The sequence below is a fragment of the Chryseobacterium sp. CH21 genome, from assembly GCF_004119445.1.
Classification (GTDB): domain Bacteria; phylum Bacteroidota; class Bacteroidia; order Flavobacteriales; family Weeksellaceae; genus Chryseobacterium.
This window is the reverse complement of record NZ_QICI01000048.1, coordinates 1-21,706: the sequence shown is the minus strand read 5'-3', so window position 1 is coordinate 21,706 and position 21,706 is coordinate 1. Positions and strand designations below refer to the sequence as shown.

At 37.7% G+C, this 21,706-nt stretch carries 17 protein-coding genes and 2 pseudogenes; 15 read left to right on the top strand and 4 right to left on the bottom strand.

What is annotated here, in order from left to right:
- Positions 1–9: 9 nt before the first annotated feature.
- The 5 genes from BOQ62_RS09295 to BOQ62_RS09275 all read left to right on the top strand — a co-directional run bounded on the left by BOQ62_RS09295 (position 10) and on the right by BOQ62_RS09275 (position 7,872).
- Positions 10–1,128 (top strand): sensor histidine kinase, encoded by a 1,119-nt coding sequence (locus BOQ62_RS09295; RefSeq protein ID WP_129038903.1) that lies wholly within the window; start codon positions 10–12, stop codon positions 1,126–1,128.
- Positions 1,125–1,889, top strand: coding sequence for a LytR/AlgR family response regulator transcription factor (locus BOQ62_RS09290; protein WP_129038901.1), 765 nt, complete (start codon positions 1,125–1,127; stop codon positions 1,887–1,889). Before BOQ62_RS09295 ends, BOQ62_RS09290 begins: the two co-directional genes overlap by 4 nt.
- A 271-nt stretch (positions 1,890–2,160) precedes the next feature.
- A complete protein-coding gene (locus BOQ62_RS09285; RefSeq protein ID WP_129038899.1) occupies positions 2,161–3,282 on the top strand; it encodes an efflux RND transporter periplasmic adaptor subunit in 1,122 nt (373 codons plus the stop codon).
- A 29-nt stretch (positions 3,283–3,311) separates the two neighbouring features.
- On the top strand, positions 3,312–6,470 hold the full coding sequence (locus BOQ62_RS09280; RefSeq protein ID WP_129038897.1) for an efflux RND transporter permease subunit: 3,159 nt from the start codon (positions 3,312–3,314) through the stop codon (positions 6,468–6,470).
- A complete protein-coding gene (locus tag BOQ62_RS09275) occupies positions 6,457–7,872 on the top strand; it encodes an efflux transporter outer membrane subunit (RefSeq protein WP_129038895.1) in 1,416 nt (471 codons plus the stop codon). The genes BOQ62_RS09280 and BOQ62_RS09275 overlap by 14 nt, the downstream gene beginning before the upstream one ends.
- A gap of 83 nt (positions 7,873–7,955) precedes the next feature.
- Here BOQ62_RS09275 and BOQ62_RS09270 read toward each other — a convergent pair whose 3' ends face one another.
- On the bottom strand, positions 7,956–8,177 hold the full coding sequence (locus tag BOQ62_RS09270) for a hypothetical protein (protein WP_164976713.1): 222 nt from the start codon (positions 8,175–8,177) through the stop codon (positions 7,956–7,958).
- Between the two features lie 86 nt (positions 8,178–8,263).
- Positions 8,264–8,437: a hypothetical protein gene (locus BOQ62_RS22435; protein ID WP_164976712.1), complete on the bottom strand. Its 174-nt coding sequence runs from the start codon at positions 8,435–8,437 to the stop codon at positions 8,264–8,266.
- Between the two features lie 302 nt (positions 8,438–8,739).
- Here BOQ62_RS22435 and BOQ62_RS09265 point away from each other — a divergent pair, with 302 nt between their 5' ends.
- The 9 genes from BOQ62_RS09265 to BOQ62_RS23080 all read left to right on the top strand — a co-directional run bounded on the left by BOQ62_RS09265 (position 8,740) and on the right by BOQ62_RS23080 (position 16,792).
- Positions 8,740–9,318, top strand: coding sequence for a DUF4840 domain-containing protein (locus BOQ62_RS09265; protein WP_129038891.1), 579 nt, complete (start codon positions 8,740–8,742; stop codon positions 9,316–9,318).
- A gap of 43 nt (positions 9,319–9,361) precedes the next feature.
- The gene (locus BOQ62_RS09260; RefSeq protein ID WP_317127374.1) at positions 9,362–9,988 is read left to right on the top strand and encodes an RNA polymerase sigma factor; all 627 of its coding nucleotides are present in this window, start codon (positions 9,362–9,364) and stop codon (positions 9,986–9,988) included.
- On the top strand, positions 9,981–11,378 hold the full coding sequence (locus BOQ62_RS09255; protein WP_129038889.1) for a porin family protein: 1,398 nt from the start codon (positions 9,981–9,983) through the stop codon (positions 11,376–11,378). The genes BOQ62_RS09260 and BOQ62_RS09255 overlap by 8 nt, the downstream gene beginning before the upstream one ends.
- A 64-nt stretch (positions 11,379–11,442) precedes the next feature.
- Positions 11,443–12,381: a T9SS type A sorting domain-containing protein gene (locus tag BOQ62_RS09250; protein ID WP_228413881.1), complete on the top strand. Its 939-nt coding sequence runs from the start codon at positions 11,443–11,445 to the stop codon at positions 12,379–12,381.
- Positions 12,382–12,731: 350 nt separating this feature from the next.
- The gene (locus BOQ62_RS09245) at positions 12,732–12,953 is read left to right on the top strand and encodes a hypothetical protein (RefSeq protein ID WP_129038886.1); all 222 of its coding nucleotides are present in this window, start codon (positions 12,732–12,734) and stop codon (positions 12,951–12,953) included.
- Positions 12,954–13,224: 271 nt separating this feature from the next.
- Positions 13,225–14,361: a carboxypeptidase-like regulatory domain-containing protein gene (locus BOQ62_RS23090; protein ID WP_228413879.1), complete on the top strand. Its 1,137-nt coding sequence runs from the start codon at positions 13,225–13,227 to the stop codon at positions 14,359–14,361.
- Positions 14,362–14,411: 50 nt separating this feature from the next.
- The gene (locus BOQ62_RS23085) at positions 14,412–15,584 is read left to right on the top strand and encodes a TonB-dependent receptor domain-containing protein (RefSeq protein ID WP_228413877.1); all 1,173 of its coding nucleotides are present in this window, start codon (positions 14,412–14,414) and stop codon (positions 15,582–15,584) included.
- Positions 15,585–15,590: 6 nt separating this feature from the next.
- Positions 15,591–16,508 (top strand): hypothetical protein, encoded by a 918-nt coding sequence (locus BOQ62_RS09235; protein WP_228413875.1) that lies wholly within the window; start codon positions 15,591–15,593, stop codon positions 16,506–16,508.
- The gene (locus tag BOQ62_RS23080; protein WP_228413873.1) at positions 16,502–16,792 is read left to right on the top strand and encodes a hypothetical protein; all 291 of its coding nucleotides are present in this window, start codon (positions 16,502–16,504) and stop codon (positions 16,790–16,792) included. The genes BOQ62_RS09235 and BOQ62_RS23080 overlap by 7 nt, the downstream gene beginning before the upstream one ends.
- Positions 16,793–16,937: 145 nt before the next feature.
- Here the strand turns inward: BOQ62_RS23080 and BOQ62_RS09230 are convergent.
- Together BOQ62_RS09230 and BOQ62_RS09225 are read right to left on the bottom strand one after the other, a co-directional pair.
- A pseudogene (locus BOQ62_RS09230) lies at positions 16,938–19,060 on the bottom strand (TonB-dependent receptor domain-containing protein).
- Positions 19,061–19,070: 10 nt separating this feature from the next.
- Positions 19,071–20,279 carry a PepSY-associated TM helix domain-containing protein gene (locus BOQ62_RS09225; RefSeq protein WP_129038884.1) on the bottom strand — a complete coding sequence of 403 codons (1,209 nt, stop codon included), beginning with the start codon at positions 20,277–20,279 and terminating at the stop codon, positions 19,071–19,073.
- Between the two features lie 281 nt (positions 20,280–20,560).
- Between BOQ62_RS09225 and BOQ62_RS09220 the strand changes: the two are divergent.
- Positions 20,561–21,418 (top strand): annotated as a pseudogene (locus tag BOQ62_RS09220) (YifB family Mg chelatase-like AAA ATPase); the annotation flags it as partial.
- Between the last annotated feature and the right edge of the window lie 288 nt (positions 21,419–21,706).

Genomic DNA, 21,706 nt, shown 5'->3' with positions numbered 1-21,706 from the left:
ATCCCGGATATGAATAGGATTTCTACCATCAGGAAAAATATAGTACGAAATAAGAAGATTCTTTCCACTATGAAAAGGAGGCTCGTAATCTGGGCTTTAGCAGTGGTTACGTTCTGTTTTTTTTCCTATCTTATTGATCCATTTAACCCTGTTTGGAAAAGATATCTGGACGCTCCGCTGAAGATGATTCTGGAAGATGCGCCTTGGATTATCTTTTTTTCTATCATTATTTCAGAGGTTAGTATATTTATAGACAAGACACTTAATAAGTGGCTTCCCTGGAGAAACAGAACCATAAAACGATTGTTTATTCAGTGTTTGCTCCAGATCGTGGGAAGTGTGATGATTGTGATCATTATTAATGCCATTGTAGACTGTACCTCAGTCACATTACCCGAAATGGATTCCCGCAAAGAATATACACTCCTGGGACAATGGATTGCAACTAATATTGTAATATCATTGATTATCAGTGCATTTAATACCGTTGATTATTTATTGGAAAACTGGAAAAGAACAGCAGTAGAATCTGCTCACCATAAACTAAGAGCTTCTAAACATAAACAGGCAGCTATGGCCGCAGAGCTTCAGGCGCTTAAGCTTCAGATAGACCCACATTTTATTTTCAATAATTTAAGCGTGTTGTCAGAGCTTATCCTGGAAGATCAACAGCTAGGCTATGATTATTCCGAGAAATTTGCGCGAGTATACAGATACCTGTTAGTCAATTCCAAAAAAGACATCATCGCTGTAGAAGAGGAACTCAAATTTTTAGAATCCTACATTTTTCTGATTGAAAAAAGAATTGGGGAAGGTGTGGTATTTAAAATAGATATTCAGGAAGAATACAGATCAAGATTTACCCTTCCGCTGTCTTTACAGTTACTGGTTGAAAATGCCATTAAACATAATCAAACCTCTAAAGTAAATCCTCTGGAAATCCATGTTTATACAAACCCTGAAGGAGAATTGGTGGTTTCCAATATGTTACTGCCTTTAATCAATAAGCCCGATTCCTCAGGAGTAGGGCTCACCAATATTATTGCACGATACGAAATTTTAGGATATCCTAAGCCTGTGATTGAAAAAACTGAAGATAAATTTATTGTAAAACTCCCATTGATATGAAGATTAATAAAGTTTTAATAGTTGAAGACGAAAAACCCAATGCTGATAGATTAAAAAGACTGTTGTTGAAGTTAAGACCCCATATCGAAATCCTGTCTGTGGAAGACTCGATCACCTCAACGGTACACTGGCTGGAAAATAATGTGGTTCCGGATGTTATCATGATGGATGTGCGCCTTGCAGATGGACTCAGCTTTGAAATATTTAACAAGCATGATATTAAAAGCGCGGTCATATTTACCACAGCTTATGACGAATATGCAGTACAGGCATTCAAATACAATAGTGTAGATTACCTTCTGAAACCCATCGAAGAAGAAGAACTTGATGCTGCTTTAAAACGCTATGAAACATTTATGGAAACCGTTCCTGTAGTAGGAACAGCCATCGAAGGATTACTGAATTATATCCAGCCGAAGGATTACAGAAAACGTTTTCTGATTGCCCACAGAGATGGATACAAAACCGTTCTCGCAGAAGATATTTTATACTTTTATACCGAATTGGGAATCAGTAAAGCAGTACTGAATACAGGATTGGCAGAGAATGTCCCACAAACCTTGGAAGAGCTTGAAAAACAATTGGATCCTAAATTCTTTTTCCGTGCTAACAGACAATTTATCATCCATATCAATTCTGTAAAGCAGATTTTTAATCATTTTAATGGAAAATTAAAATTGGAGTTAAGAAAACAGCCCGATATGGAAGTTATTGTAAGCCGGGAAAAAGCTTCCATTTTCAAATCCTGGATGGATTATTAATCTCATAAAAATAAAGACTAGACTGCTTTCGATAAAAGCAGTCTTTTTTTTGCTTCACTTATAGCATCCACAAATTTGTATTTGACAATTTTACTTATATTTTCATCTGAAATACTCTTTTTAACATGTTTATGAAGGAAAATAGAGGTTTTCTTTTCATTTTTCCTATCATACGTTTCACCTGCGATTAATGACACTTCACCCAACTTCTGAATGAAATTCACTATAAGATGAAGTTATTTTGCTCCTGTAAAATTTAAAAACTCATGTTATGAATTACAGAAAAGGATATCTGGTACTTTCACTTACAGCTGCAGCGATATTGTACTCATGCGGTTCCGGGAACGGCCAGGAAAGTGCCCAGCAGATGCAGCAGGCATTGCCCACAGATTTTATCCAGGTGAAGTCCGGAGATGCAGATGTGTCTACAGGATATCCGGGAAACATAGAAGGACAGGACAATGTAGATATTAAAGCGCAGGTGACTGGTTATCTGGAAGCAGTATATATCAAAGAAGGACAGTATGTAAGCAAAGGACAAACCCTTTTCAGAATAAATCCATCCGTATACAATGAGCAGGTAAATACCAATGCAGCCGCTTTGAAATCAGCTGTCGCAGCCCAGGAATCAGCAAGACTTGAAGTGGAAAAGCTGAAACCTCTTGTAGAAGGAAAAGTAGTGTCTGATATGCAGTTGAAAACCGCACAGGCAAGTTATAAAGCAGCATCAGCACAGGTGGCACAGGCGCAGTCATCATTAGGATCATCAAAGATTAATGCTAATTTCACTTATATCAAAGCACCGGTTAGCGGATATATTGGGCGAATTCCAAATAGAGTGGGAAACCTTATCAGTCCGTCAGATGCCTCTCCGTTGACAACGCTTTCAAACATAAACACTGTGAATGTGTACTTTTCAATGAATGAAGCTGATTTTATTACACACAGTAAAAACGCAGCATCAGGAAATGCCGCAGAAAATGTAGAGCTTATCCTTGCAGATGGCTCCACCTATTCTCTTAAAGGAAAGCTTGAAAATGCCAGCGGAAACTTCGACAGAAATACCGGAAGTATCCAGATGAAGGCTGTTTTTCAAAATCCAGATAAATTATTAAGAGCCGGAGGAACAGCCAGAGTAATGATTCACAATGCACTGAATGGAGTTGTCAAACTTCCAAAAACATCAGTGAAAGATATTCAGGACAGATTCTTTGTCTATAAACTGGAAGGTAAAGATAAAGTGAAAATGACTCAGATTACTGTTTCAGGAGGTACCTCTCAGGATTACTTTATCAAAGAAGGCGTGAATGCAGGAGATAAGATTGCCATCAACAGAATTGATGCTCTTACAGACGGAGCACAGGTTGCGGCGACAACAGTTCATTTGAAATAGTTGTATAACCATTTTTAGAAAATTCAAAAATGTTAAAAAAGATAATAGACCGTCCGGTACTGGCTACAGTTATATCCCTTATTATTGTTATTTTAGGGATCATCGGATTAAACCAGCTGGCAGTGACCAGATTCCCGGACATTTCTCCGCCTACGATCACTGTTTCAGGATCGTATCCCGGAGGAAATAGTGAAACAGTGATCCGTTCTGTGGTAACGCCGCTGGAAGAGCAGATCAATGGAGTGGAAGACATGGAATATATGAAATCCACCGCGAGTAACGATGGTTCATTCTCCATCTCCATTATATTCAAACAGAGGGTAAATGCCGATCAGGCAGCGGTAAATGTGCAAAACAGAGTACAGCAGGCCACCCCAATACTTCCCCAAGAGGTTGTGAGAATGGGACTGACCACATCCAAGCAGCAAAATAGTATGGTGCTGATTTTCAATATTTATACTGAAGATAATAAACAGTACGATGAAACCTTCCTTCAGAACTATGCGAATATTAACCTTATTCCGCAGGTCAAAAGGGTAAAAGGAGTAGGGCAGGCTATGGTATTCGGATTGAAAGATTATTCCATGAGAATATGGCTTAACCCTCAGAAAATGTCTTCCTACGGACTTGAACCGGCAGATGTTTCCAGAGCCATTGCAGACCACAGTTTGGAATCTGCTCCGGGTAAATTGGGAGAAGAATCTGATGCCGCTTTAGAATATGTCATCAGATATAAAGGAAAAAAGAACAAGCCGGAACAATATGAAAATATTATTGTTAAAAATACCGGAAGCCAGGTCATCAGATTAAAAGATGTAGCCCGTGTAGAATTTGGAGCGATTTCCAATACAGGAGACAACCTTTCCAATGGAAAAAATGCGGTTACTGTAGCGATTATGCAGACCACAGGATCCAATGCGAATCAGATTGAAATAGGGGTGAATAAAGCCCTTGATCAATTATCAAAAACATTCCCTCCGGGTATTAAATATACGAAGGTAATGAGTACCAAAGAAAGATTGGATGAAGCCACAGGACAGGTGAAATCTACCCTGATAGAAGCATTTATTCTTGTATTTATTGTGGTATTTGTCTTCTTGCAGGATTTCAGATCTACGATTATTCCGGCAGTGGCAGTTCCGGTAGCCATTATCGGTACATTCTTCTTCCTTCTGGTTTTAGGATTTACCATTAATGTATTGACGCTTTTTGCCCTTGTACTGGCCATCGGTATTGTAGTGGATGATGCCATTGTCGTGGTGGAAGCCGTCCACAGTAATATGGAAGGAACAAACCTATCAGGAAGAGAAGCTACCCATAAGGCGATGAGCGAGATTACAGGAGCTGTTATTTCAATTACATTGGTGATGTCAGCAGTATTTATCCCCATCGGATTTATGTCCGGTTCGGCAGGATTGTTTTATAAGCAGTTTGCTTATACATTGGCAATAGCAATTATCATTTCAGCGGTTAACGCTTTGACTTTAACTCCGGCTTTGTGTGCTGTATTTTTGAAAAACAACCATGCAGGAGAAGGTGAAAAGCCAAAAGGATTTGGGCAAAGGTTTTCCGTAGCATTCAATGCAGGATTTAATAATATGACCAACCGTTATGCAAAAGGAGTACGCTTTTTAATAGGGCGAAAATGGATTGCAGGAGGATTAATCGTAGCCGTTATCGGTATTGCAGGGTGGTTGATGTCAAGTACACCCAAGAGTTTTGTGCCGATGGAAGATGACGGATTTTTCATGTACACGCTAAGTATGCCCCCGGGAACGGCATTGACTAAAACTACGGAAGTTTCCAACAAGATCAATGAAATCTTAAAAGGGGTAGACGCAGTGCAGGAAAATACTTCCATCACAGGCTACAACCTTCTTAGTAGTAGTGCAGGACCGGCTTATGCGATGGGATTTGTTAAATTGAAACCTAAAAAAGAAAGAGGCGAAGTTCAGGATATCCAGGAAGTGGTAGATATGGCGAATGCAAAATTGGGAGTGATCAAAGAAGGAAGTGTAATGACCTTCAGAATGCCTCCTGTAGAAGGGTACGGAATGACGAATGATGCTGAAATCGTACTTCAGGACCGTATGGGAAGAGATCCTCAGGTTCTTAAAGCCAAAGCAGATGAATTAATCGGCCAGCTGATGCAGGTTCCGGAAGTAGCATTTGCCTACACGATGTTCAGAGCAGATTATCCTCAGATGGAGCTTGAAGTGAATGAAGATAAAGCAAAACAGTTGGGAGTAAGCATTTCAAACCTGTTGGGAACTGTTCAGTCCTATTTCTCAGGAGATCAGTCTCAGAATTTCTCCAGATTCGGAAAGTTTTATAGAGTGAATATTAAAGCAGACGGAGTTTTCAGAATGGATGAGCAGGCGTTCAATGATATTTTCGTAAAGAATGAAAAAGGAGATATGGTTCCGGTAAACACATTGATCACTTTGAAAAAAGTCTATGGCCCGGAATCCGTTCAACGTTACAACCTCTACAACTCCTTAAATATCAACGTATCTCCAAAACCTGGAGTAAGTAACGGAGAGTTAATGAGCAAGCTGGAGCAGACTTTAAGCAAATTACCATCTGACTACAGCTACGAATGGACAGGATTGAGTTTGGAAGAGAAATCAGCAGGTAACCAGACGATTGCGATTTTTGGACTATGTTTACTTTTTGTATATCTCTTGTTAGCTGCCCAATACGAAAGTTATATTCTTCCGTTAGCCGTAATGCTTTCCATTCCAACGGGGATTGTAGGAGCATTTTTAGGAATAAAAGCAATCGGGCTGGATAATAATATCTATGTACAGGTAGGGCTAATCATGCTTATTGGCCTCTTGGCGAAAAACGCTATCCTTATTGTAGAATTTGCCATACAAAGGCGAAAAGCAGGTCTTTCGATTCTGGATTCTGCACTGGAAGGAGCAAAGGCGAGATTACGTCCTATTATCATGACTTCATTAGCCTTTATTGTCGGAATGATTCCGCTGATGATTTCTACAGGAGGAATGGCTTCAGGAAACAAATCCATCAGTACAAGTGCTGCAATGGGAATGCTGAGCGGAGTGGTTTTAGGCGTTTTTGTAATTCCTGTACTCTACATGTTCTTTCAGTATCTGGATGAGAAATTCTCTACCAAAAAGAAGTATAATACGATAGAAAATCAATTGACAAATGAGCCTATTTAATATAAAGAATTTCCTTATTTCAGGCGCAATGGCATCACTTCTGATGTCTTGTGCCGTAGGGAAAAAATATACAAGAACAGATCTTCAGATTCCTGAAACTTACAAAGAATCTGTACAGGTAACAGGAGATACTGTAGTTCTTCCGTGGAAAACCTTCTTCAAAGATCCTAAATTGATAAGTTTAATAGATAAAGCCCTTTCAAGAAATAATGAAGTAAATGTCGCTTTGAAAAATATAGAACAGCTGGATCTGATCTACAAGCAAGCTAAGCTGGGTTTGATGCCGACACTGGACCTTACAGCAGGCGCCAACAGAAGCTGGGCTTCAACCAATACGCTTAACGGATCTTTGAACGAACAGTTTGTCGGGACAAAATATATGGATGATTTCAGTGCTGCCCTAAGGCTTTCATGGGAAGTAGACATCTGGGGGAAGGCTAAAATGCAGAAAGAATCCGCAGCAGCAGAATATTTTGGACAGAAAGAAAATTTAAATGCCATCAAAAGCAGAATCGTAGTTCAGGTAGCTCAGGCATATTATAACCTGATCAGTCTGGATGAACAGTTGAAGATAGCCGAACAAAACATTGAGCTCAGTGACAATACGCTTAAAATGATGAATCTTCAGTTTACAGCAGGGCAGATTAATTCGCTGGCCGTTCAGCAATCTGAAGCACAGAAAAAAACAGCCGAGTTACTCATCCCTTTGGCAAAACAGAATATTTCTATACAGGAAAATGCATTAAGCATTCTTTGCGGAGAATATCCAGCCAAAATAGAAAGAGAAGGAGAGCTGAAAACAATGATTCCTGAAAATAAGTTGTCAGAAGGACTACCTGCACAACTGCTGAGCCGAAGACCGGATCTGAAAATGGCGGAGTTTAATGTAATCAGTTTAAATTCCAAAACCGGGTTGGCAAAAGCAGCAATGTATCCGAGTATCTGCCTGAGCCCACAAATAGGAGTGAATTCTAATAAATTCAGCTCATGGTTTGACATTCCGGGATCTATTACCAAATCAATAGCAGCCAATCTGGCAGCCCCGATTTTTCAAAAAAAACAACTGAAAACAGCCTATGAAACAGCTTTGATTGAACAGGAAAAAGCAGCCATCAGTTTTAAACAATCTGTAATGACTGCTGTAGGAGAGGTTTCCGATGCGATGGCAAAATCTAAAGGCTCTTCAGAAAGGCTCCACCTCCTGGATCAGAGAACAGCAATTCTGGACAAAGGAATCAATGATGCACTTAAGCTCTATAAAAGCGGTATGGCCACCTATCTGGAAGTGATCACTGCCCAGAATAATAAACTCCAGAATGATCTGGAAGCCATTAATGTTACCCTTGAAAAATTAAACGCTGAGGTAGATCTTTACAGAGCGCTTGGCGGAGGAGTACAGTAAAATATAACGGATAAATAATAAAGGAAGCTGTATCATACGGCTTCCTTTTTCTATCCAAAAATAATATTTAATACGATAAAAACTTATTTTGCTACATAAGAGTAATCTCTGATAAACGTTTGTCCTGCGGCATAAGTCTTACTTTCATTGGTCTCTACACTCCCGCCAATTTCAGCTTTGTAACTTACAGAAATAGGAGCGCCGTCAAAGTTGGATACTGCCACATGAAGACTTGAGAAATTAAAAGGTTTTACAGTTTCAAACACATAAGTTTTCGTATTCCCCGTAAAATCACCTATTTCCAACGGAATAGCATTTACATTCCCCTGATCGGTTCCGTTCTTTTTCCAGACAGGGCTTCCGTATTGGCTGGCATCATGGTTTCCCGCACTTACAAAAAATCAACCTGATCATTAGAGTCTGCTCCATTTACAGTGATGGTGAATTTCACATTAGCTTTTGCATCTGCCGGATCATCATCCTTACTGCATGCTGTAAAAACAGCACCAGCCATTGCAAGGATAAAGAAAATCGAAATAATTTTTTTGGTCTTTGGTCTTTTCATAACAATGAATATTTTGCCTTTTGTTGTTGTGACAAATGTAGTTTGAGGCAGAGGATCCCGACAATACATAAAAACCGTGTTTTTTTTCTACTGATAATTAGGTAGAAGAATGCCTTCGAAGTAACAGGAGAGCTGGAAAAGAATATTTTCGTTTTTTTAATCTTAATTTTTACCTATTTAAAATCAGTTTGTTATGTGTTTTTTTTAATCTTTTTTTGAAAGAACATGCAAGATTTTCAGAAAACAGGATTTATATAAATGAGTACTCGAAAATAAATAATGTTTAACGAAAAAGTAATGCAATGAAAAAATTGACAGTACCCCGATTTTTTATAACAGTTTTAATGGTTTTGGCAGGATTTGCCCTATCCTCATGCAATGATAATGAAGGACCGGATATTCCGCCTGTAAAAATGGAGAATTTACCAGGGAACTATAAAGGAAAGCTGATCATAGTACAGGGAAACAGCAAAAGAGAAGGAGTAAAAGATTTTAAAGTAAAAAAAGATACAATCTCGTTTGCAGAATTTCCTATTGAAGAAATTGTAAAAACTGTGGTGAAAAACCCTGTAAAAGCAGAAACAGCATTGAAGTCAATGGGAAAAGTGAAATATGATATTAAATATGCAGCAGTGATCAATACAGCGAATAATGTAATAGAGCTTACCTTAACTCCAAAAATAATGGAACTTCAGATTCCTGTAGATGGAGTTAATAAAAAGACTGTTGTAGAATTCGTCTCTAAGCAAAAAGGATATTATGTAGGGTTGGATCAAACGCTTAGATACGCTCTTACAGCAGAAAAAATTACAGTAGATGGTACATTGGTTACTCCTTATGAAGTGATTGACTATAATTTCCCATTCTGTATAAAAAATTAATTAGATAGATATTATCATCAATGGATTGCACTTTATCAAAAAGATGCAATCTATTTTGCATGACAGTTTTATAGCATCCCACTGGATATGGAGGCAGCATTATATGGAAGAAAGTAAAGAACAGATTTTGGTAACGCACCTTCTGAAGAAGGAGGAAGCTGCCTGGAAAGAGCTTTTTGGAGCTTATTCCAGAAATCTGTCCTATGTATGCTCCCGTTATCTGTCAGAAAAAGAAGATGTACATGATGTACTCCAGAACAGTTTTATCAAAATGTTCCGTTCGATAGAATCTTTTGAGTACAGAGGAAATGGCTCTTTAAAAGCCTGGATGACCCGTATTACTGTCAATGAGTCTTTGAAGCATATCAAACAGAAAGGTGATTTTAAATCTGCTGTAGAAGTTGATGACCTTCCGGATATTCCTAATGAAGAAGAACCTGATTTTGAAGAAATTCCTCGGGATGATATTATGATGATGATCAGAGCTCTTCCTGATGGGTATAGAACAGTTTTTAACCTGTATGTGTTTGAGAAAAAAAGCCACAAAGAGATTGCTGTGCTGTTGGGAATAGCAGAAAACTCCTCTGCCTCTCAGTTGCACAGGGCAAAAGCACTGCTTGCTCAGAAAATAAAAGAATTTAAAATGTCAAAAAAAGCACAATATGAATAATGAATGGCTAAATAACCTGCGTAGCAGAATGGATGACCATGAAGAGGACGTTCCGGAAGGATTGTGGGATGACATTAAAGATGAATTATTTTCCGGCGAAGAAAACAACAGCGTTCCTGGTTTTATTCCTGAAGTTCATGAAGGTGAAGCAAAGAAAGAAAAAGGGGCCCCTACAGAAAGAAGATCTTTATTTTATCGCATTGGAGGAATGGCAGCTGCTATTGCACTGTTATTTTTACTCATAAAAATACTGCCACAGGATGACACAGAAAAAAGAATATCTCAGAAACCGACAGGTATAGAAAAAGGGGAGAAGATGAATTCTGTAGAATCTATAGAAACTCAACAGAGTTCTGCCAACGAGGTGAAATCAGGAACAGAAGCTTTTTTAGCAGACAATATATTAAACACAGGATCCACGGAGAAAATTGCAGCACAAAGATATGCCGAGAGCAGAGTAGAAAATCAAGTTGAAAATGGCCAAAAAATCAAGGATATTTTTAAACTTCCGTCAGCATCGGAATCTTTTCAACAGGAAAGCAGAGTTGCTTATAATGTGCCTTCTATTGATGACACAGTAAAAGAAACTGCCAAAGAACAGGCTTCTGATGAGGCTCTTTTTAAAGAAGAGAAAACCAAGGAAATCTATGCTGACAATACAAAACGAAGCACAGCAAAACCCCGTGATAAAAAATCGTGGATGCTGAGTATGCTTACAGGAAATATAGCCTCCAATTCTGCAGAACAGCAGTTTCCGGGCTATGCTTCTATCACGGGAAAAGCAATGAATGTAGAGCAGGTATTTATGACATCCGATTATCATGATGATCCCCTGATGGCCGTATTGTTGGCTAATCAGAGCCAGCAGGTAGAAGCTAGAATCAGGCATAAAGTGCCGGTTACATTCGGATTGTCTCTTTACTATAATTTAGGAAAAAGATGGGGGATAGGAACAGGACTGAATTATACCAAGCTGGCTTCCGAGCTGCATTCAGGAAGTGATAATAATTATATAAAAGGAGATCAGACGGTTCATTATATAGGAATTCCCGTTCAGGTTAATTACAATGTTATTAAGAAAGGGAGGTTTACAGGATATATTACAGGAGGGGCACTTGTAGAGAAACCTATATCTGGAAGCGTTACCACTACCTATGTTGTTAATGACGAAATAAAAGAGAGTTCAAAAGAGAGTCTTGATCATAAACCTTTTCAGTTTTCTGTCAATACTGCGGTAGGACTTCAACTGAAGCTTGTTGATAAAATAGGAGTGTATGCAGAACCGGGAATAGGATATCATTTCAAGGAAGAGAACGCACCGAACACCATTTATAAAGAGAAACCCCTTCATTTTAATATGAAATTCGGGATCAGAGTACTGTTGGATTGATGTAGAGGATTTTTAGCAACACCAAACTTAATAATCTATATATGAAAACAAAACTAATTTTTTAGTGTTTTTATTATTCACCATTTTGAATATAAAAGCACAATGTACTCCTACAATTACCAGTGCAAGGCTCGGACAAAAATATCCGGGAACAGTTTTATTCTGTGATACGGAAGATGAGGTTCTTTCCACAGTACAGGGCTATGGAAGTTATCAATGGTATAAACAGGAATGGACCTGGCAGACTCCTAATAACAACCCATGGATTGCTATTCCGGGAGCTATATCACAGCAGCTGACCATTACCGGAAATGACCAGCTGAATTATTTTAAAGTAAAAGTGACGGACGGCGACTGTATCGCAGAAAGTCCGGCAGTATTTGCAGATGGTTTTGTATACGGACTTCCGGCTATGATGACTACTTATACTCCCGGAACCTATCAGGAAAATGGAGGAACAGTGAATGTGTGCAATGGTGCTTCTGTACAGTTTGATAACATATTTCCAGGAGTCTATGGTAAACATACCTGGTTCAGATGTCTGCCGGGCAGTAACCCTCCGGTGTCGGGAGACCCTTGTATCATCCCTGGTGTAGTAGGAGCTACGTATGTGGCAACAAGTTCAGGGAAATACGGATTTTATGCCTGCACGGAATATTGTCCGGATCAGTGCCAGATGTTACCTTCGTTTGCTTTTGTAGAAGTGAATTTCGGGAACTGGGAATTCTGCAGCAATTTAGGCACAGGAGAAGTAAAAAGTAAAGACAATAGTCTGAAAATTTATCCAAACCCTACAGCACAGCACCTTTATATCGGAAAAGAATCAGATAAAGTCTATAAAGTGGTGATCATTATCGATATGTCCGGGAAACTTGTTCTGCAGAAAAATGATCACAGATATAATCAGGCAATTGATGTAAGCGGTTTGGTACCGGGAAATTATATCATTGTTTCTAAAAGCTCAGATGGAAAAGAATATAAAAATAAGTTTATAAAAAAATAATAGGATTATAAAATCTGAAGATGTTTAAAGATTGATTGTGGGAAGGAAGAATGGATGCTGGAAGAGGGATACTCCTTGTCTTGAAGAAGAACAAAGTATTTTTTACTTTACGCTCAATAGATACATTTCATCCTTGTTAATCTAATGACGGTCATAATTACCCCAAAAGGAATTTCCTCTTTTTGGCATCCGGCTTCCTGACTCATCCTTTTTATTCAGTATTCAGATGATTAATCTTTTTCGTTAGTTTTTAATAATGGTTGAGTCGGTACAAAGAAATTTGTACCGGTTTTTTTATTTCATTACCAGCGGAATCTTTTCTGTACTAAGCTTTCGACGAAATTAAAACGATGACCAATTGGTTAAAAGAGCAAAGCAAAGTTTATCATGACGGAATTGTTCGTTTACAGTTGATGAGAGAAGATATTCCAATATCAAAAAGATTGAGAGGAGGCTTTATGGTTAAAGTATACATAATCGGACTGAAATATATTCTTAATAAAAATGTAAGCATCCGTGCACACTACGATAGGGGTATGAGATGGGGAGCAGGAATTTCTTTAGCTTACTAAAATGATCATTGAGAAGAGCATGCTCACATTATCTTGATCCAATTTCTAGGGGGTATGTTTTGCTTTTCATATGACTTTTTTCATACAGACAAAAATAGAATACTACAATGTTTTTCTATTAGTATCTGAGTGTAAACTTGTTACAGTTTTATAAAAAAATTATAAATGAATCAATATTAATTGTAATTAGAACAATTAAAAATAAAACTCTTTTTCCTTTGGGAGTTGGCAAAGGAACCTTTAATTTTGCTATTTATAATAATTATAAATAATGAAATTGTATCAGCGTATTTTTATCTTTCTCATTTTTACCCTTACAATTTCCCTCATTAAAGCACAGGATACTGGTTTTACAGTTCAGGGAGCTGTACAGAATCGCACAATGCAGGGATTAAATGGAGTAAGTGTTTTTGTTGAAAACACAAAAATAAAAACAAAAACCGATCAAAGTGGAAATTTCAAGATTAGTTACAAGAAAGGAGAAGCTACATTAGTCTTCAGCCTGGATGGCTACAAAAAAATCAAAAAGAAAATAAACTTCGGTAGCGAAATATCTCCGGTAAATATTCAGCTGGTTGAGGATCATGCGGCTGTACAAGAAATTGTAGTACACGGTAAAGGTAAGGTAAAAGCACTGCAAGACGGTGCTTTTACTGTTAATGCTATCGATGTCGCTAAATTAGCCAATACCACGGCAGATCTTAATCAGGTTCTGAACAGAACCACAGGGATTAAAGTCCGTCAACAGGGAGGAATAGGCTCCGATTATAACTTCTCAATCAATGGAATGTCTGGTAAAGCCGTGAAATTCTTTATCGATGGCGTTCCTTTGGAAATGCTTGGAAAAGGAGTGGATCTGAGTACATTACCTGTAAATATGGCAGACCATGTAGAGATCTATAAAGGGGTAGTTCCTATTCATTTAAGTACAGATGCTATGGGTGGAGCGGTCAATATTATTACGCCGTCAAGCAGCAAAAATTACCTGGATGCAAGTATAAGTCTTGGTTCTTTTAATACCCAGCGTATCAATCTGAATGGACAGTTTAAAGATGATAAAACCGGAATTATCATGCGTATCAACAGTTTTTATAACCATTCGGATAACGACTATCTGATGAAAGATATGAAAATCTGGAATGCTGCTAAAAATGAATATGAGCTAAAAAACCTGAAACGTTTTAATGACAGATATCAATCTGTTTTTGGGATGGCTGAAGTAGGATTGGAAAACAAAAGCTGGGCAGATTCTTTCTTTGTAGGAATGTCACAATCCGTTTTTGATAAACAGATCCAGACCGGTTCCAATCAGGAAGTAGTATATGGTGGGGTAAAACAAAACGGACAGGCTCATAATTACTTTATGAAGTATAAAAAACAGGACTGTTCAATGATCATCTGGATGTAAATGTGTATGCTAGTTTCTCAAAAAGCGTTCAGAAAGCAACAGATACACTTATGCGTAAATACAGTTGGGATAACACTTTTGAACCTTCTGCCACAAGTGAAAAAGGAGGAAGAACGATCATCATGCAGCATGAAGACCGTCTTTACTCACAAGTAGGGGCTACTTATAAAATAGTTGAACATCACAAGCTTATCTTCAATTATGTATTTGATTACCTTAAGAATACCACATTCAATCAACTTGAAGAGGAAAAAAAGAATGTACCTCCGGCGAAGATGACTAAACAGATTTTGTCTATGGCTTATCAACAAGAGTTTTTCAATAAGCATTGGACTAATATTTTCTTTGCTAAATACTATCAGGTAGGACTTCAGAAAATGGTTTTCGATCCGGTGACCAGAACCGATAATCCGGCAAAGGACAATTTTAGCAGCTGGGGCTACGGCTTCGCTACCACAGTGAAAATTACAAAAGGATTGGGAATAAAAGGATCCTTTGAACGTTCTTATCGTTTGGTAGAACCGCAGGAAATTTTCGGAGATGGAGTTGCTGTAACCAGTAATATGAATCTGAAGCCTGAAACCAGTAATAATGTAAACGTAGGGTTGTACTATGGCCACCATTGGGGGCAGCATGCGTTCCGTATAGAAGGGGCAGGATACATTCGTGATACAAAGGATTTCATTTATACCGTTCCTAATTTATATAACAGTACTTTCAAATATGAAAACCTGTCTAATATCTTTACACGAGGACTTGAAGGAGAGATCAGTTACCAATACAAAAGACTCCTGAATGTGTTAATGAATGTGAGCTACAACAAAGCGTATGACAATACAAAATTTGCCAATAACAGTGATGATGTAGTTTCAGCTACTTACAAAAAAGATGTTCCCAACCAGCCGTGGTTATTTGGAAATGTCAATGTAAGTCTTGGTAAAGACGACTGGTTTCAGAAAGACAGCAGGATAGAGCTTTACTACGGACTACAGATGACAGAATGGTTCTACAAAAACTGGAAATCCTATGGAAATCCACGCAACATTCCGATTATTCCAAGACAAACGCTTCACAACATAGGTATAAGTTATTCCATGAAGAATGGAAGATATAATTTGGCTTTCGATGTAAGCAACGTTGGGGATGCACTGGCCTATGACAACTTCAAACTTCAGAAGCAGGGACGTGCTTTCTATTTAAAATTCAGATACCTACTTAAGTAAAAGATCATGACACAATATTTCAAAAACAGTATACTTTTAATACTTGCATGTTTAACCATTTTTAGCTGCGAACGCGAACCTGGTTTCGGTGACTCTGAAAGTGGTGAAAAAGACTATAAATATTTTTTACTTTCCGCTCTCGGAAGCTGGCCCAATACGGTCCATTACATGACCGCTACCAACGATCTGACAAAAGGCGAAATGGATATTACCAAAGAAGGAGATGAAATTAATTCCAAAGGAACTTACTCTTATATTGTAAAAAATGGCTTTATCTACAACTATAAAACCGATCAGGGTATTTTCAAAAAATTTAAATATACACAGGATAGGCTGACGACTGTAAAAGAAGTGCCTTATACCTACATCAGTGATATTGCCAGTTATGTTTGGATAGATGACAATACATTGGTTATTGTTGGAGATACAGGGGATGGCCAGCATATACGCTATACTGTTTTCAATGCTGCTGACCTTAGTATTGTCCGTCAGGGTGAGATTGAAGGATTTCAGCCTTTCCCAAATGCCTATAACTTTTATTCGCTGGGCGCTATGACCTATATGGATGGACAGATCTATTTGCAGTACAGCTTCCGCGATGGCAAATGGCTAACGCCTGAATTTTATAATTTTGCTGTAATAGATTATAACACCTTCAAAGTAAAAAATTCTGTAACGGATAACCGAAGTTCTGGGGTAGCCAATGGTTCTCCTTATTTCAAAACAACTTTTACAAAAGATAAAGAAGCTTTTTATTATACATGTTTTCCACGTGCAGGAGCTGGAACAAGTGATATTTTCCTTTTCAGAGCTCTTAAAGGGGCAACTTCGCCTGATGCAGGATATCAGATCAATCTTACCAATCTTGTTGGGAACAAGCCTCTGGAAACAGTTATCGATTATATCGGTAACAATAAATGGTAGTGCTGTACCGTGATCCGGCATTAGGGGGCAGCTACAATGGTAGATATGCTATTATAGATATAGAAACCAAGCAGTTGGTAAGAGTTCTGGATGAATTGCCCGGAGATGAACCTTACGAACAAGGTATGTTTGTTCAGAATAACAAATTATACATCGCTGTAAATGCCAGTAAAGGAGGAAACTATGTTTGGATTTATGATCAGCAGACGGATAAGATCACTAAAGGGATGAAGCTTCCCAGCAGTATTTCCGGATTTGCCCGTTTCGATAAATTATATGACTAATTATAGCATATAAATTTCGTAGAAAACATAAAATATTTATTTGATTGAAAACCGGGTCTCAAAAATTTTGAGACCCGGTTTTGTTAAATGATTACAGGGTATTGTAAGCTGTCGGAGAGTTTTTAATTTCTCTGATTTTTGGATTTTAAAGCTTATAATTGAATGAAAGCGTTACCACGCGGCTGTCCAGGTTATATTTTTGTCGGATGGTAGAGCTGAAGTTATTTCCTGTTACACGGTAATTATTGGTCTTTAATAAGTCCGTCACGGCAAGTTTTACGGTCGCTTTATCCTTTAATAATGTTTTGGAAACCCCCAGAGTCAGGTCAAAATAAGCATCGCGAATAAACAAACCAATATTAGATTTCGAAAAATACTGTCCATTAGCCTCTGCTTTCAATCCTTTTGCAATGCTGAAGCTGTTTTGTGCGTTCAACGTAAATGCCAGTTGTGAACTGTTGACCGAGTAATTCTGGTAATTGCCCTTATATTCACTGTTGAATACATTCAGCATAGAAGTCAGCGACCACCATTTAAAAAGCTTTGTAGTGGCTGTAATATTGGCGCCATATACATAGGATTTGTTTAGATTATCCTGCGTTTTTACGAGGATTCCTGTGTCTGGCTGATAGTTGTATACTTCTGTCATGACATCGTTTGTAACACTAAAATAGGCTGATGCAATAATGTATTTTCCCTAGGTATACCCCAATTCTGTTGCGTGGGTAAATTCCGGATTCAGATTCGGGTTTCCTTGCCAGTAGTTGAAAGGATCATCATAAAAACGAAAGGGATTCAAATCGAAGTGGCTTGGCCTGTTGATTCTTTTACTGTATGAGGCATAAAACCCATGTTGATCATTCATCTGGTATTTAATGGATGCACTTGGGAAAAGGTTTGTATAATCTCTTTTTCTTTGTTCCTGGGAAGTTTTCTGGTTGATATCCGTATGGGTTATTTCTGTTCTCAGCCCCAGCTGGAATGTCCATTTCGTAAGATTAAGCTTGTAGTTGGCATACAATGCATGTATCTGCTCTTTGTAGGCATATTCATTACTTGCTTTATCATCATTGATCCATTCATTATCCTGCTGTATAAAATACTCCGAAGGATTGTTATTAGACTTTATAGTAGATTTCAGACCTGTTTCCAGATTATGCATTTCGCTAAAAGGCAGGGTGAAATCTATCTTCGCATTGAAAACTTTCAGGCGGGAAGCAATGTTACCTCTTCTGTTGTTGAATTTCTCTGTTCCCAGATTTACCAATGCATCTGAAATCTGATTCTGACGGGAAGAAAAACGTGAAGTTTCGTATTCCAGATCCACATCTACCTTATAATCCTTATCATTGAAGATATGGGTACCCTTTAATTATAAGTATAATCGTACCAGTTTTCCTTGCTTTTATTATCTGAAAGTACATGAGCAAACAGGTTGTCTATCGGCTGAAATATTCTGTTTTCCCCTTTCGAAAAATCTTCATATCGTCCTATTTTAGCATCGAATAAAGCCCCAATAGTTGTTTTGTCGCTAAAAGCATAATCAGCCCCAAATTTAAAATTATTAGAAGTTAAAGGTTCATTGGTCATGGAGTTTTGATCTGTTCTCCGGGTTATTTGCTGAGGTTGCTTCTCATCGAAGAAAATCTGACTAAAGTCCCGTTTTTCTTCCTCGCCACGAAACGTATAGCTGTAATCTCCGTGTAGAGAGAGTTTATTGTGAGTATAGTTCAGGCTCAATCCTGTATTTACCCGGTTTTTACGACCTTTTCCTCCGTTCAGATAATAATTGCCGCTCAGTCCTTCTGATGAGCTTTTTTTCAGGACAATATTAATGATACCCGCATTCCCCGCAGCATCATATTTAGAGGAAGGATTGGCAATTATTTCAATATTTTTTACCAGGGTGGAATTGGTAGAACGTAGCAGGTTGGCCAGCTCTTTTGCTGACAGCGAGCTGAGCTTACCATTAATCATTACGCTTACTCCTTTTTTGCCTCGTAATGAGAGTTCACCTTCTTGCGAAACTACTACACCGGGTGTTTTGCCTAGCAATTCTAAAACTGTGGTACCATCAGACAATACACTATTCTCAACATTAAAAATCATTTTATCAGCTTTTTGCTGAAAAACGGCTTTACTCCCTTTTACTACGATGCCACTGATCTCTGATATTTTCTCCGTTTGTAAAGAATCATTCTGACTTTCTGTCTGTCCGTAGGCATTCAGGCTCGCCATTAAAGGGAGCCATATATAGTGTTTCTTCATGATAATAGATTTAGGTTGTTGGTTTTTTTTTATTTTTTCTTCCCCACCAGATCATAAATCCGGTTATGGGCAATGAAGCACAGAATAAACTCATGATAAATGCTAAAATTTTTCCGGGCATTCCAAAAAAAGCTCCCACGTGAAGGTCATAGGTAGCATCTGTAGCTCTTTCTGCCATAGGTTTGTCTTCGTGGGGATGATTAAATAATAGCTTTCCGGAATGTTCATCGAAAATCATCATCGAAGACTCCGCATAAGTAAATTCTTTATCCTTGATCCAGATGCTTAAATTATCGTGTTTGTGATCTGCTTCAGCATGATCTTCCAGATCAATTCCAAATGAGTAAGCTTTCGGATAATGAGTTTTTACCTGTTCTATGATGCGGTCTATAGTTGTTACGGTTTCCACAGATTCCGGAGCGGTTGTTTTATATTGACTGTAATCTGGAGTAGCAGTGGAAAAGCCATTGAGTAATGCATATACCCACACTTGAGTAATCCGAAACGAATACATAATACCGGTAATGGCTACAACAATGGCAAGAAAAGAGGAATAGAATCCAAGGATATTATGTACATCGTAATTTTTACGTCGCCATCCTTTTACCTTCTCCCAACGGAACCATAGTCGCTGTTGGCGCATTTTTTTATTCTTCGGCCACCATAGAATAATTCCGGTAATCAGCATTATGACAAAGATGATAGTAGATACTCCCACAATAGTACCGCCAATTTTATTGCTTAGCAGTAATGAGCGATGCAGAGTCATACAGATAAAGAATGGATTATTTTTTACATCATAGATGGCGAGTACCTTTCCTGTATATTGATTTACATAAACGTTCTTATAGACAATGAAGGTATTGAAATGATTCCAGCCCTCTTCATTAACTTTAATCAGTCCGAACTGATAAGATCGGGCAGGATCTATAGGAATAGTTACTTCATCTGTTTTTACAATTTCATTTTTCAGCTGGGCATTTACAATATCTTTTAACTCGCGTATAGGAATTGGTTTCTTATGCTGAATATCTTTTTCTCCATGAAAGGTCTTTTCCTTGCGTAATGCAGCGGTAATATCTTCATTGAAAACAAAAAATGCACCTGACAGCGAAACGATCAATACAATGATACCTGAAAACAATCCAAGCCATAAATGAGCTTTTAGAATATATTTTTTGAAGGTTCCTTTGGATTTTTTATTACCAGTCTGCTGCATTTTATGTCTATTTAGACTTATTAAAAATAAATAAAGTTACAAATATAACTTTATTTATACTAATTCTAAACGGCAAGATGGCTTTATTTCTCCGTTAAAACCTGATTTTTATTAGCATGTATACCATCTGAACCACATAGAAACCTTAATAGATTTGAAGGTACCCCAATGCTTGTTTTATTGATATCTTTTTAGATATAGTTATTTATTTAGAAAATAATTCATATAACTGTCAGATTTTCAAAATGCTATATTATTTACTTTTACTTCAAAAATATGCCATGCTGATTAAAATTTATGGAAGTGCCATTCATGGAGTGGCTGCACAGACAATAACAATTGAAGTAAATATAGATACTGGCGGAGTAGGATATCATCTTGTAGGTCTCCCGGATAATGCCATTAAGGAAAGCAGTTATAGAATCTCTGCAGCCCTGAAAAATGTAGGATTTAAAATTCCGGGAAAAAAGATTACCATTAATATGGCTCCCGCAGATCTCAGGAAAGAAGGATCTGCTTATGATCTGAGTATCGCTATTGGAATTTTAGCAGCTTCAGATCAGATTTTGGCTGAGGAAATTGAGAATTATATTATTATGGGGGAACTTTCTCTGGACGGAAGTTTACAACCGATTAAAGGCGTTTTGCCCATTGCAATTCAAGCCAGAGAAGAAGGGTTTAAAGGAATTATCCTTCCTAAACAAAATGCCAGAGAAGCAGCCATTGTAAATGATCTGGAAGTGTATGGTGTAAAAAATATCAAAGAGGTTATTGATTTTTTTAACGAAGGAAAACCCCTCGAGAAAATAACGTTGGATACCAGAAAAGAATTTCACGAAAAGATCAACGATTTTCCTTTCGATTTTTCTGAAGTTAAAGGTCAGGAAACAGCCAAAAGAGCAATGGAAGTTGCAGCAGCAGGAGGGCATAATATTATTCTTATCGGACCTCCCGGAAGCGGAAAAACAATGTTGGCCAAAAGAGTTCCCAGTATTTTACCTCCATTGACGTTGAAAGAAGCTTTAGAAACAACAAAAATTCATTCTGTAGCAGGAAAAATAGGAACAGAAGATTCATTGATGACGGTTCGTCCCTTCAGGTCTCCACATCATACTATTTCTGATGTTGCCTTGGTGGGTGTTATTTTTCAAAGTAAATAAGAATTTTCAAAGTAAATGAGAATATTTCCAAAGTAAAAGCGATTGAAGGATATATATTAACCCGTGGTGCATTTAGGAAAAAAATAGAAACTGCTCATTATTAGCTAAATACCTAAATTTAATTGTCTAACAAACGATTAAATATGAACAGCTTCACTGCAAATTATGAAAAATATTAGAGACTCTGATAAAAATAGAAAGTAAAATGAATTTTTTGAATCAAATCCGTAAGCCCCAATTGTCAGACTTAGAGTTAATTTCCATAGA